11 protein-coding genes and 1 riboswitch are annotated in these 12,988 nt (G+C 53.4%); of the genes, 3 read left to right on the forward strand and 8 right to left on the reverse strand.

Annotation, left to right across the window (positions count from 1 at the left end):
• The first annotated feature begins 12 nt into the window (after positions 1–12).
• Positions 13–792, forward strand: coding sequence for a 4-hydroxy-tetrahydrodipicolinate reductase (gene dapB / locus HNQ38_RS03970; protein ID WP_183718117.1), 780 nt, complete (start codon positions 13–15; stop codon positions 790–792).
• Positions 793–1,188: 396 nt separating this feature from the next.
• Here dapB and HNQ38_RS03975 read toward each other — a convergent pair whose 3' ends face one another.
• Entirely contained in the window at positions 1,189–2,139 is a 951-nt protein-coding gene (locus tag HNQ38_RS03975; protein ID WP_221277799.1) for a DMT family transporter, read from the reverse strand.
• 276 nt (positions 2,140–2,415) lie between these two features.
• Here HNQ38_RS03975 and HNQ38_RS03980 point away from each other — a divergent pair, with 276 nt between their 5' ends.
• Both HNQ38_RS03980 and panD read left to right on the forward strand, forming a co-directional pair.
• Entirely contained in the window at positions 2,416–2,838 is a 423-nt protein-coding gene (locus tag HNQ38_RS03980) for a hypothetical protein (RefSeq protein WP_183718118.1), read from the forward strand.
• A 176-nt stretch (positions 2,839–3,014) separates the two neighbouring features.
• On the forward strand, positions 3,015–3,431 hold the full coding sequence (gene panD, locus HNQ38_RS03985) for an aspartate 1-decarboxylase (protein WP_183718119.1): 417 nt from the start codon (positions 3,015–3,017) through the stop codon (positions 3,429–3,431).
• Positions 3,432–3,538: 107 nt separating this feature from the next.
• On the opposite strand, the gene cycA is transcribed toward panD, so the two are convergent.
• From cycA to HNQ38_RS04020, 7 genes are all read right to left on the reverse strand, one after another.
• Positions 3,539–4,942, reverse strand: coding sequence for a D-serine/D-alanine/glycine transporter (gene cycA, locus HNQ38_RS03990; RefSeq protein WP_183718120.1), 1,404 nt, complete (start codon positions 4,940–4,942; stop codon positions 3,539–3,541).
• Positions 4,943–5,504: 562 nt separating this feature from the next.
• Positions 5,505–5,594, reverse strand: a riboswitch (glycine riboswitch).
• A 252-nt stretch (positions 5,595–5,846) separates the two neighbouring features.
• Positions 5,847–6,878 (reverse strand): J domain-containing protein, encoded by a 1,032-nt coding sequence (locus HNQ38_RS03995; protein WP_183718121.1) that lies wholly within the window; start codon positions 6,876–6,878, stop codon positions 5,847–5,849.
• Between the two features lie 3 nt (positions 6,879–6,881).
• Positions 6,882–7,331, reverse strand: a complete 450-nt coding sequence (locus tag HNQ38_RS04000) for a YkgJ family cysteine cluster protein (RefSeq protein WP_183718122.1) — start codon at positions 7,329–7,331, stop codon at positions 6,882–6,884.
• A 4-nt stretch (positions 7,332–7,335) separates the two neighbouring features.
• On the reverse strand, positions 7,336–7,767 hold the full coding sequence (locus tag HNQ38_RS04005) for a CoA-binding protein (protein WP_183718123.1): 432 nt from the start codon (positions 7,765–7,767) through the stop codon (positions 7,336–7,338).
• Positions 7,768–8,237: 470 nt separating this feature from the next.
• Positions 8,238–10,265, reverse strand: coding sequence for a monovalent cation:proton antiporter family protein (locus HNQ38_RS04010; RefSeq protein WP_183718124.1), 2,028 nt, complete (start codon positions 10,263–10,265; stop codon positions 8,238–8,240).
• Between the two features lie 518 nt (positions 10,266–10,783).
• Entirely contained in the window at positions 10,784–11,551 is a 768-nt protein-coding gene (locus HNQ38_RS04015) for a class I SAM-dependent methyltransferase (RefSeq protein ID WP_183718125.1), read from the reverse strand.
• A 314-nt stretch (positions 11,552–11,865) separates the two neighbouring features.
• A complete protein-coding gene (locus tag HNQ38_RS04020; RefSeq protein WP_183718126.1) occupies positions 11,866–12,984 on the reverse strand; it encodes a DUF362 domain-containing protein in 1,119 nt (372 codons plus the stop codon).
• Positions 12,985–12,988: the final 4 nt, after the last annotated feature.

A 12,988-nucleotide genomic window follows, 5' to 3' on the forward strand; every position in this document is an offset into this window, starting at 1 on the left:
AGTGAGTGAAGTATGAGTACAGCCATTGTCGTAGTAGGCGCTAATGGACGCATGGGCAGAACCATCAGCAATCTGGCCGAAACAGAACCGGCTTTCAGCCTTGCGGGCCTTGTGGACAGCAAAGAGCATGTGGAAAAACTGGCCGGATCGTCATGCCCTGTGGGCGACAGTCTGGCGGCAGTGCTGGCCAAGGCTCCTGGCGCAGTGACCATTGATTTCACTGCCCCGGCTGTGAGCTTGCAGTCAGCGCGAACTGTGGCTGAAAGCGGGCATGCTCTTGTTATTGGCACAACGGGCTTTACTGATGCTGAAAAAGACGAACTGCGCGAACTGGCAAAACGCGCGCCTATTTTCTGGGCCTCCAACATGAGCATTGGCGTCAACGTGCTGTGCAAGATTTTGCCGGAACTGACGCGGGCTTTGGGCGACTCCTACGACATTGAAATGGTTGAACTGCACCACAGCCGTAAAAAAGACAGCCCCAGCGGCACGGCCCTGACCTTGGGCGAATGCCTGGCTGATGCGCGCGGTTGGGAACTCAACGACGTGCGTTGTTCTGCCCGCGACGGCATTATTGGCGAAAGGCCCAAGGCGCAAATAGGCATTCAGGCCATACGCGGCGGGGATGTGGTGGGCGTGCATACCGTCTACTTTATGGGTCCCGGCGAGCGCATTGAAGTTACGCACCACGCCCATTCGCGCGAAACCTTTGCGCAGGGCGCATTGCGGGCAGCCTCATGGCTGGCCGGACAAAAGCCGGGTAAACTCTACGGTATGCAGGACATGTTTTAACACTGTCTGATCTTGGTCAACCTGCCGGGAGTGGCGGTAAGTGGCCATATAGCGGCGCGAAGTATATAAATTGCCGCAAATGGCTTATTCGGATTCTCTGGTGTTCGCGATTGTTCAGGCGGAATGCATAGAAAATGCAGAAGATCTTTGCGGCATTGTTTTGTAGCGGCTGCCAACTCCGCAAGAATTAGAATATCTTGACGTTGAAGGACGTTAACTGCTCTGACGCTGTACGGAGATGCAGCGCGCCGCAAGGCGGTGTGAACTCAGGAGAATTGTATTTCTCGACAGAATGACAACTTTGAAGTGCAAGGCATTTTAACGTTAATCTGCTTTAAGGCCCGACAGCGAGACTGCCGGGCCTTAATTTTATTCGGTGACGATTGCTGTTGCCGATCACCGTCTGTTCAGCAAAAGAACTGCGCCAAGAATAAGCCCGCCACCGAGTATCACGCGCACGCCGGGCACATCTCCAAGCACAATCCACGCTGCAAAAATGGCGTACACAGGCTCCAGCGTGATTATCAGAGCCGCTTGCCGTGCCTTGAGCACCACTAGGCTGTCAATAAAGATAACATAGGCCAGGGCAGAGCAGATGAGCCCCAGGCAGGCGATCCACAGCCAGTCAAGCGCCCGTACTTCGGCAAACTGCCACCAGGTGAATGGTAAAAGAAAGGCTGCAGTGACTACATTTTGCCACCATGTGGTCTGCAAGCTGGGAAGATGGCTGGCAAAGCGCCGGTTTGCAATAGTTACCAGGGCGTAGGCAAGGCCGGATATAACCCCGAGCAAAAGGCCCGCCGTGCCGTCGTGCGCAAGGGAAAAGGACGGTGCGGTACACACAAGGCCCACGGTAACCAGGGTCAGACATTGCAGTTCCCTGTTGCTGGGGCGTTCTCTGTATGCAATGGATTCAAAAAGTGTGGTAAAGGCGGGAAAGCAGGCAAAGCCCAAGGTTCCAACCGCCACGCCGCCCACCTGTATGCCCATAAAAAACGTCACATAGTGGGCGGCAAGCAAAACACCAGTCAGTACAAGGCCGACCATGTCGTTGGTTTTCAGTCCACGCCACGGAACCTGCCCTTTTTGCAGACCCAGCAGGGCAAGGGCCGCCACCGCAAAACCAGCTCTGCCACACACCAGTACCGAGGCAGAACATTGGCACAATCTGCCAAAAAGACCGGATACGCCAAAGAGCAGTGTGGCAATATGGGCACGGGCCAGCGCATGCCGCACCGCGCTGGAAGACGGCGTGGTTTCGTTTGTGGCAAGCGTTGCACCTGGCGGGGCGGCCGGGGGCTCCCCAGCCTTTATGGAGGCGGGCATTTTAACCGGGGGGGATGTCATGATATGTCCTTACGGAAGATGTACACAGGCTGCATTTACGCCAGTGCGAGCTGATGCGCAAGCCTGCATCCGGTTATGTGAAATAGAAGAAATGATACTGCTTGAAGAAGAAAAATACCGAACTCTTTGAAAATATTTTTGAAAATAAGTCTAGATTTTATCTTGAAAGTTTGCTTTAACTAGTGTAGCGCATTATAGAAGATGGCGTAACACGATGTCCGGCAACCGTATGAACCGGGCGCAATGCAACAGCACAGTTATTTTTCCGGGGGCATCATGCCGCAGGTCGCAGCACGAATTAATGAAGATCAGGAACGTTGGCTCAAGGATTATTTTCGCACCAAAAGCGCTGGTGCGGAGTTTATCCTGCCTTGGGCGGTAGATACGTTTTTTCGCGCTATTACAAGCATAAAGCATATGTTCAGCGGTCCGGAACTGAAGACGATTGTTGAAGCACATAAAGACATGAAGCTCATGCCCGATCACACGCGGCTGTCCTATCTCATGCTGCGTGTTTCTGACGCTTGTGATGTGGGCGGCATTCACCTGCGCCACGGCGCCAGTAAATCCAGCCTTGAGTCAAAGATCAAAAGCCTGGATGATACGCAGGCTACCGCCCTTATGGTGTGGGCATCCGCTTTTTGGGTCAGCCGTAACTGTTCGGCAGAAAATTTGGATGAATACATCAAGGCGTATTGATCTTTCGGGGTGAAGTCCGTAATTTTCAGGCCGCTTGAGCGGCCTTTTTTATTGGGGTAAATTTGAGTGCCAACCTCTGGCGAGTGGCAGAATTGCTGGTCGTTATCGGCACAGGGACAAATATCCTGAACGGCAATTGAATTTGGGCCGCGCCTGTTGAACGGGAGAGATACAACATGTTGAAGATTCTACGAGCGAAATTACACGGTATTCGGGTGACCCAGTGTGCGCTTGATTATCACGGCTCCATCACCCTTGATCCTGAAGTATGCAAACTGGCGGGCATTATGCCGCTGGAATTCGTGTACATATGGAATAAAAATAGCGGGCAGCGCATTTCCACCTATGTAATTTACGGCGAGGCCGGATCACGCTGCTGCATACTTAACGGCGCAGCGGCCCGCACCTGCCAGATCGGCGACGAGGTTATCATTGGCGCGTTTGAATATGTGGCCGGGCCTCAGGACATCAGTCAGAAGGAGCCTGTGGTGCTTACCTTTGACGCCCACAACAATATTGAAGAACGCTTGCGCTATGTAGTAAAGCAGGACGACGAAGACACGACGTTCAGTATTGTGTCTGATCCGCTATAAAATTGTACCCATGCAGTAAACAAAAAAGCCCGGCAGTGCCGGGCTTTTTTGTTATAGATTTGGAGAAACCATTTTAGCGCGTCTGGAGCAGATTACGTTAAAATACTCTAGCGCTTGGCCACATGATTCTTGTGGCTCAGGTAGTAGCCAATGCCAAGAATCAGGAACCATATGGGGGTAGTGAACATGGCCATGCGCGTGTCTGCCTCAAATGTCAGCAGGACAAGCACTACCGCAAAGAATATCCAGCAAAGCCAGCAGGACAAAACGCCGCCGGGCAGCTTGAACTTTGAAGCTTCATGCCGTTCTGGGTGACGCTTGCGGTAAACCACATACGAGTACAGTATCATGGACCACACGAATATGAAGCAGACCGATGAAATGGTCGTCATGACGGTGAAGGCCGCCATAATGGTGGGCATGATAATGAGCATGGATGCGCCAAGCAGCAGGCAGAGGCAGGAGAACAGCAAACCGTTGGCGGGCACCCGGTGTGAAGAGAGCCGGCCAAAGGCTTTGGGGGCAACGCCCACCAGTGAAAGACCGTACAGCATGCGGCTTGTGGAATAGATGCCACTGTTGGCGGAGGATGCCGCCGAGGTCAGTACGACAAAGTTAACAATACTGGCTGCCGCCGGAATACCCACGGCCACAAACGTGTGCACGAAGGGGCTTGTTTCCGGGTCAATTTCTGTCCACGGCGTAATGCACATGATCGCCACAAGAGCGAACACGTAAAAGAAAACGATACGGAAAGGAATCGTGTTGATCGCCTTGGGCAGGTTGACTTCAGGGTCTTTGGCTTCCGCGGCTGTGGTGCCGATAAGCTCAATGCCCACGAATGCAAACATTGCTATCTGAAAGCCCGCAAAGAAGCCGAAGGCCCCCTTGGGGAACCATCCTCCATACTCCCATAAGTTGGACACTGCTGCTGCATGCCCTGATACCGATGAGGTAAAGCCTGTGGTCACCATTACGGCCCCAGCAAGAATGATAGCCATAATGGCGACAATTTTGATGGAGGCAAACCAGAACTCCATTTCGCCGAACAGGTTCACCGAAACGAGGTTAAGGGCCATAATCAGCAAAACGAATAGAATGGACGGAATCCAGACGGATAGCGACGGGAACCAGAAATGAAAGTACGAGGCAATGGCGATAACGTCCGCCGTGCCTGTGACAATCCAGCAGAACCAATACGTCCAGCCAACAAAAAATCCCGCCCAGGGGCCGACGATATCTTCGGCCATGTCGGTAAAGGATTTGTATTTCAGGTTAGAGAGAAGCAGTTCGCCCATGGCACGCATAACCAGGTACAGGAATGCCCCGATGATGGCATAAACGAAAATGATGGAGGGACCGGCCAGGCTGATGGTTTTGCCAGATCCCATGAACAAACCCGTACCAATGGCGCCGCCAATGGCTATGAGCTGAATGTGCCTTTGACTTAATCCACGCTTAAGAGTGTGTGATTCTTCCTGGCCCACGGGGGGTGTGGGGGTTTCGCTCATGATACGTCTCCCTGTTTTGGTGTTAATGCACCGGGCTCTAATGCGTAAGGCAAGCTGTTGTCACAGGCAGAAACCTGTATGATCAGGCAAAGGCTTCTGCACTACTTTCCAACGTCTCCTCCTTTAATCTGGCGTGTTATGTCTGGCGTAGACTCTTTCAGTACAGGCAACGCTACGCACACCAAAGGACAAAGGCACTCCGCAGGCCGCGTTGCGTAACGCAAGGCGGCCTGGAAGCCTGATGCAGGCAAAGGAAGTAATAAAGATCTTTAGCGCATGTTCCACCAGTGAGGAGAAAATGCGCTTCAAGCGGCAGCACCCAAGGCGATAAAGCCAGCGGCTGAAGAGGGCAGGACAAGAAGGCAGGGGAAGCCAGGAGTTATCGATATAACTGGCCGCCCGCAGAACCAGCGGGCGCGATCCGACTTGTGGTCAGTGATGGGTATTGTAACTCAGAAGGGCCGCACACCAGGGCGGAGCCAATGAATAAAACAACGCCATGACAAGTCTTCTCGCTCATGAGGTTCAACTTCTGTCATTAGCGTATGCCAACTTCAGAGTGCGTCCGACCGTGATCCTTTTGCCTGAGAGTTTCGATTGCTCTTGCCCCTTCGGCGTGCTGTCTAGCAGCAAGCTCTCGCACGGTCGTCATTCGCGGTGAGTAAATGCCTTTTAAAACATTTTACCTTTAAAAGAAATTTAAACAGCCATTTGGATCATGTCAAATAGTTTTTTTGATTGCTAATGGTTATAGATAAACTTTTAACGCGTTGTAAGATATTGCGCCAATGCAATGCTGCAATTGGTAGTGTGCGCCAAATAGTATGGGCGCTGGCATCAAAATAAAAGAAAAAGCCGGGCAGCGTGAGCCACCCGGCCAGATTTGGCGAAAATTGCAGTTTTTTTACTCGGTATACAGTGTCAGATAAAGATCACCCTGCCAAGGGCCAACACGTTTGCCCAGACCGCGAAGGCGTATGGGCTTGCCCACGGTAAAGTCGGGCGGCAGGGTTATTTCAACTGTTTTGAGTTCAGCTTGCAGGCCTTGGCGAATCTGAAGGCGCACCCGGCAACCCGGCAGCAGGTTGGTAGCAGGCATGGTGAGGCTTTGCTCCTCATCAATCTGGCGGCGCAGCCAATCCTTGACCATGCCAGTGACGTTGCGCGTCATATCTGAAGACCATTTGGAGGTGCCCCAGGCCAGGTTGTCCTTGTGCAGGGTAGTGTTTTTCTTTTCCTTTGGCGGCGGCTTGGGCTTTGCGCGGCTTTGGGGGGCAGACTCCGCCGTTTGCGGGCGGGGTTCCTGTTGTTGCGGCTTTTCTGCCTGCTGCTTGTTCAGTTCACTATAAATATCTTCAAATACCCGGCGGGCAAAGGGGTCATTGAGCAGATCGCGCAGAACGTCCTGTTCGGCATAGGCAGCACCCGCCGCATCGGCACGGGCGCCCGCTTTGGCCTCGGCCTGCGCGCCGGCAGTGGCTTCGCCTTGAGCTGCCTGGGTTTTTTCTGACCTTGTGCCTGCCGCAGCGCCAGCCTTTTTTCCTGCTTCTTCGCGCTGCGTTTCTTTTGCAGTGTCGTCGCTGGTAGGCTGTTGCTGCGACGTGCTCTCGGCCTGCTGTTCAGGCCGGGCGTTTTCAGCGTTTTTCGCGCCCTTTTCGTCTTTGCTTTCTTTTTTTGCCTTGTGAGCACCCTGTCGGGCGTCAGCCCTTTTTTTGATTTCATCCTCATGCTTGAGGATGCCAGTAAGGGCGACATATGCCTCGTTGAGCAGCTGAAACTCGCGGCTGGCTTCAGCGTTGCCGGGGTTCAGGTCCGGGTGCAGTTCAAAGGCGAGCTTGCGGTAAGCCCTTTTGACAGCAGCAAGGTCTGCATCTTTTTCCAGCTTGAGAACACTATAGCATTCTCTGAGCGATATCTGGCGGGTACGGCGTCGCATGATTTATTTGAGAATCAGGGCGTTGGCTTCGCAGCTGCTGTCTTTGGCCAGCAGCCCCTTTTGGCGCAGGTAGCTGCGGCCTGCCTGGGCAAAATCTGCATGCCGGGCTTCAAGGTTTATGCCGGGGCAGAATTCTTTGGCCATAGCCAGGCTTGCGGGATCTTCAATATTTCCGCGAAAAAATGGCCAGGCCCGGCATATGGCAGGTTTGCCTTCGTGTACGCCGCAGCCTTGTCCCTGTTTGAAAAAAACGCAATACCCGTCATCACCGCTGCGGATTTTCAGTTTGTCACCCACATGGTAGCAGTAGAGCTCAACGACTGTTTCCGGGGCATGGCCCAGATGCGCGGCCAGCCGCGTGAGGTCGGTGGGGCTGACCACAATTCCGCCGCTGCCTTCGCAGCAATGACCGCACATGCGGCAGTTAAAAACCTTATCTGATGCAGCAGGCATGAGCTTATCCTTGAGTCTTGGCAGCGTTGGGCAGTAAATGGGCGTGATCGACCATAATACAGGCGTCTTCAATCACAGTGATGCCTGTGGGAAACAACAGAACGCGGGCTTCGGGCGACTGGATGCCCAGTTGCATCCAGAAGATCGTGGGCTTCCACGGCAAAGCCAGCACTTCGCGGGCGTGGTCCGGGCAGTATTGAGGTGCGCGGAAAAGATTCACAATATCAACAGGACAGGGCAGGGACGCCAGATCAGGATAGGCCGTGAGTCCCCAGACGGTCTTGCGCACCGGGTGTACGGGGTAAATTTCGTAGCCCACGTCCATCAGATAGCGGCCCACGCGGTCCACGGCCTGGCCGGGTTTGTCCTTGGCTCCCACTATGGCAATGCGGCGCGCTTGCTCAAGCTGACTGCGCAATTCTTTGTGATCCTGCATTATGATCCTCAAAAAATAATGATGGCAGACCGTTCGGAGCTGCCGCCCCAAAAGGGGTCCACTATGGTAGACGGCTACGGAAAAATGCGCAAGCTTTCCTGATAAAGTGGGGTGGTTTTTAGAGCATTTTAACTTTGAAAAAATCTCAATGCTCTAATGTTGCACGAGAGTGCAGCGCGTCATAATGCAGCGCGGACTCTGCTGAAAATGCATTTTCCGGCAGAATGACAACTTTGAAATACTTCACATTTCAAAGTTAATCCGCTCTGGAATCTCTTCACTTTACAACTGCACGGGCAACAGTTGCTCTGACACCAGTATGGGCAGACGCCCACTGTGAATGAGGCGCACTTCAGGCAAGCCCAGCGGTCAACGGCAGCGCAAGAACAGCGCAGTAATTCTTTGCGCCAGTAAACGCCACGGCGGGCCAGTCCTGAGCGTTGAGATGTATATCTCAAATATAATCAGCTCTAGGTTGCTGGCTGAAGATGTTCCTTGTCGCCTTCCTTGCCCTTTGTGGAAGCCCGTACAGGACCGGAAAAGAGCGGAGTTACGGCGATAAGTTTGTCGGTTTTGCCAAAAAGATAGACAATGTCACCATTTTCAAAGACTGCATCCGGCCCAGGCGAGGCCTGGGTGATGCCCTCTCGCAGGATGGCGATAACCGTCACGGCGTGCTTTCGGCGCAACTCGCTCTGGGTAAGGCTTTGTCCACACAGAGGCGAAGCTGCCCCCAGGCGCACGGCCTGCACGCCCATATCCGGCAGGCGGTTTATTGTGCTGTCCAGCGTATCCGCAGGGGAACTCATGCGGCGGATCATGCGGTAATTTTCCTGCCTGATGCGGGCCGCAAACGTATCGATATCCTGCCGGGGCACAAGGTACTGGCTAAGAACTCTGGTGAAAATTTCGATGGAAGTTTCAAATTCTTCGGCAATAACTTCGTCTGCCCCCAACTGGCGCAGGGCCGCCACTTCGGACACAAAGCGCGTGCGTGCGATAATGTGCAGGTTGGGGTTGAAGCGGCGGGCTTCAATGGTAATGGCCCGAACAGCCGAAGGGTCGGAAATGACGATCACCAGCACGCGGGCCTTGGTAACGCCAAGGTGCTCCAGCACCACAGGCTGCGAAGCGTCGCCGTGGGCAATGGGTTCTTTATGGCGGTAGCGGCTGACAGTTTCGGGATTCATTTCCAGAATGGTGTAGTCAATGCCCGATTCCTTGGCCACATGGGCCAGATGCTTGCCGCTGATGCCGAATCCTACGATGATAAGATGGTCTTTCAGATGGCTTTCACCTTCGTCAGACTCGGTGTCAGACTGCTCTGGCGCGCCGCACTGCCCGGCCAGCTTGCATGCCAGACGCGGGGCAATAGCGATAAGGCCTGGGGTAATCATCATTGTCAGAACGCTTACGTCCAGAAAGTTCTGGTAGGCTTCCATGTCGAAAAGCCCGGCGGCCAGACCGGATGCCGCCAGAACAAATCCGAATTCGCCCACCTGCGCCAGTGAAAGAGAAGTGATGATGGCGGCGCGCAGGGGATAGCCCTGTACCAGCACGGCAGGCAGGGTGAGCAGGCTTTTGACCACAATGAATAAGGCCGTGAGCCCGATGATGGAAAAAAAGTGCTGACCGAAAAACTCCACATTGAGCATCATGCCGACAGAAATGAAAAAGAGGCTCATGAAAACGTCACGGTAGGGCAAAATGCCCGAAATGACGCTCATGCTGTATTCCGAGCGGGCCAGCAGCAGCCCGGCCATAAACGCGCCCAGCGACAGGGAAAGCCCAAGCGTATTGGTCAACAGGGCCATGCCGAGGCAAAGGCCCAGGGTGGTAAGCAACAGGATTTCTCTGGTGCGGGTGCGCACCACAGCTTCCATAAGCCTATCAAGACCAAAGCGGGCAAAAAGCAGTACGCCAGCAAAGGCCAGCACCACCCACAGGGTAGAAAAGAAGGCGCTTTCCAGCGAAAGGTCCAGCGTGCCTGAAAGCAGGGGCACGCACAGCAGCATGGGCGCAACCATGATGTCCTGAAAAACCAGAATAGCCAGAGAAAGCCGGCCTGTGGGCGTATTGGTGGAACCCCGTTCCTGCATGATGCGCAGCACAATGGCCGAGGAGGAAAGTGCCACCAGGCAGCCCATAAATATGCCCTGCTGGTAGGTGTATCCCCCCAGAAGCGCAAGCCCCATAACAGCCAGAACAGTAAGCCCGATTTGCAGGCTGCCGCCCAGAAAAACTGGCCGTTTCAGCCTGTTCAGCGCTTCGCCTGAAAGTTCCATGCCGATAGTGAAAAGCAGCATGGCCACGCCAATTTCCGCCACATGGTCAATGGCCTCACGGTCGCTGACTATGCCGAGCAGAGAGGGGCCGCACAGAACGCCTGTAAGCAGAAAACCCACCGTGGCGGGTAATTTGATTTTGTTGCAGGTAACAGTGACGAAAATCGAGAGGAGAAAAATGGTGACTATTTCATAAAGCAAGGGCACGTCCATGAGGCCTCCGTGACGAAAAAAATATCACCACAGCTGTTGCCACGCAAGTCTCTTCAATAAATACAAGTAAGTAGCTTGTATTTAACAGTGTGGTGTCTGTACGCGGATGCCCTTGCGTCTTGTTGGCCATTCTCTTCAGTCTGATATGGTCTGTGATGCCGTACCATAAGGCGTATGATCGGGCAGATTTTTTTGCGCTGTATTTCGTAAGGTGTAATGCAGATTCATGGGAAAACGCTGATTTATTCCGTTTGGCGGCGTTGCTTCGTTTTTTTTGAAACAGTCGAGGACGGAAGAGTCCACTTCTGCTTCAAAAAAAGATCGCGCCTTGCCAAACGAAATAACTGCGCGTTTCCAGGAGGCTCTTTAATCAGTACTCCCATAGAGATGTTGTTATGCGAATTGTGCGGTCAGGCAGCGTCGGCACTGAGCTTCTCCTTTTGCCCCACATTCATCGCGCGGTCACACTATTTGGCGCGTTTCCCTTCGGAAAATTTAAATGCTCCAGGCGCATGAATTCAGCGGCTTTGCCACAAAATTATTTCAATGCTGTATTCGGTGCGTTCTACATATTGCCCGTCCTGGTCCTTGAAGGCTTCAATGTATGCAGCGATGAAGTCCGGGTCGGGATCAACGCCATAGCCGCGCAGTGTTGTCAGGCACAAATCCACAATATCCTTTTCGCTTTTGGGGGTGGTCCACTGCCCGGCAACGGGGATGCCCGTGTAGGCAATGCCCTTGGCGTCAAGCCAGCGCCGCATGTCTTGCGCGTCGCTGAAAGCCTTGGGCGTGATGCTGTAGTGTTTGTACAGGCCTTGCATGATGTTGGAGGGCATGCTCTTGGCAAAGCCCATAAAAACAATCCAGCCGGAAGAGAAGCGCATAAGTTTTTCACGGCTTTCATCGCTATCAATGGCTGGAGTCATTGAAGCGAACACGATGTCAAAGTGCTGGCTTGCGTCAAAATCTTCCCAGCCGGAATGGACAGTAACGATGTTGTTGATGCCCATAGTTGCTGCGTCTTCTTGCAGCAGACGCAGCATTTCGTCTGAAACGTCCATAGCCGTAACGCTTTGGGCCATGCGCGCCAGGCGTAACGTATACATGCCGCTGCCGCTGCCCACATCCAGAACGTTTTTGCCGCTGAAATCCACGCCTGCGTCTATGATTCGGCGCAGCATGCCCGCCTCGTAGGTTTGCTCGCCTTCTTCAAACCGCGGGAATGTGCGTGCTCTGGCGTTCCAGTATTCTTGCTGCGTTTTTTGCTTGTTGGCCGTATCTTTCATGCTTTGTGGCCTCCACATGTGGGTGTCATTTCAGATCATTTTAACTCTGAAAAAGTTTAAATGCCCTAGCGCTGCAGAAGGGTGCAATGCGCCGCAATGGGCATGAATTCTGCCGGAAATAGAATTTTAGGCAGAATGACACCTTTGAAGTGTACTACATTCCAAAGGTAATCAGCTCCAGTAACTAGGAAGCGGCCTTTACGCCGGAAGTTCGCAGAACGTCTGTCAGTTGCAATGACAAGGGGCCGGAACCCCTTTGTGTAAAGAAGATTCCGGCCCGTCAGCAAAATGCGATGCAGCGTTTCTGTATGCCGCTAAACTTTTATAAGCTCGTACTTGCGGCTGCCGAGGCCAATTTCTTCACCATACTGGAGTTGTACCGGGCCGCGCGTGTTGGGCCAGCGCGCCGTGAATTTGTCCAGTTTTTCAGCCTTGTCCTGCTTTTCGCCCTTTTCTTTCTTTTCGCCAGACAGGCAGGGCGCTTTGTTTACAAGGTCAAAGCAGGCCTGATCCAGGGCAACGGGGTCTGTGGAGGCCAGTATGCCCACGTCGGGAACCATAGGCATGTCGCTCCAGCCCACGCAGTCGCAGTCAGGCGTGACATTGATGACAAAGTTGATGTAGCAGATGCGCTTTTTTCTGCCCTTGACGACGCCGTAGGCATACTCGGTCATGCGTTCCATAAAGGGTTCCATTTCCGCTTCCCATTCAATATCAATGGCGGCGACAGGGCAGACGGTCATGCATTCAAAACAGCCCACACAGCGCGCAATGTCCACCTTGCTTTTCTTTTTGTGGATGCTCAGGGCGTCCTGCGGACAGGACCGTACGCACTTGCCACAGCCAATACAGGCGTCTTCATTCACGCTCACATGGGTAGCGTGCTGTTCTTTTTTGCCGCGTACCGAGGCCCCGCCCATAGCAAGGTTTTTGATAGCGCCGCCGAACCCGGCCATCTGATGCCCCTTGAAATGGCTCAACACCACCAGAGCCGGAGCCTTGCTGATTTCAGTAGCGATATGAACTTCTTTGAAGTGCTTGCAGTTGATGCGCACGGGCACGTCATTTTCGCCGAACAGGCCATCGGCAATGACAACAGGGGCAGCCACTACGGAAGGCGAAAAACCATGCCGACAGGCTGTTTGCAGATGATCCACGGCATTATGTCTGCTGCCGGAGTAAAGCGTTGTAGTATCTGTAAGAAAAGCCTTGCCGCCAGCAGCGGCGATTTTATCCACCACCTGACGCACCAGCGTGGGGTTCAGGTGCGTATCGTTGCCGTATTCGCCAAAGTGCAGCTTTACGGCTGTCAGCTCATTCTTTTTGATAAATTTTTTGAAATTAAGAGCGTCGCAAAGGCGGGCTACCTTGGCGAGCTTGCTTTCTTCGTGCGAACGGGAATGGGTATCTGTATAAAATACTTTGGCAGGCATATGA

This window comes from Desulfovibrio intestinalis (genome assembly GCF_014202345.1).
Classification (GTDB): domain Bacteria; phylum Desulfobacterota; class Desulfovibrionia; order Desulfovibrionales; family Desulfovibrionaceae; genus Desulfovibrio; species Desulfovibrio intestinalis.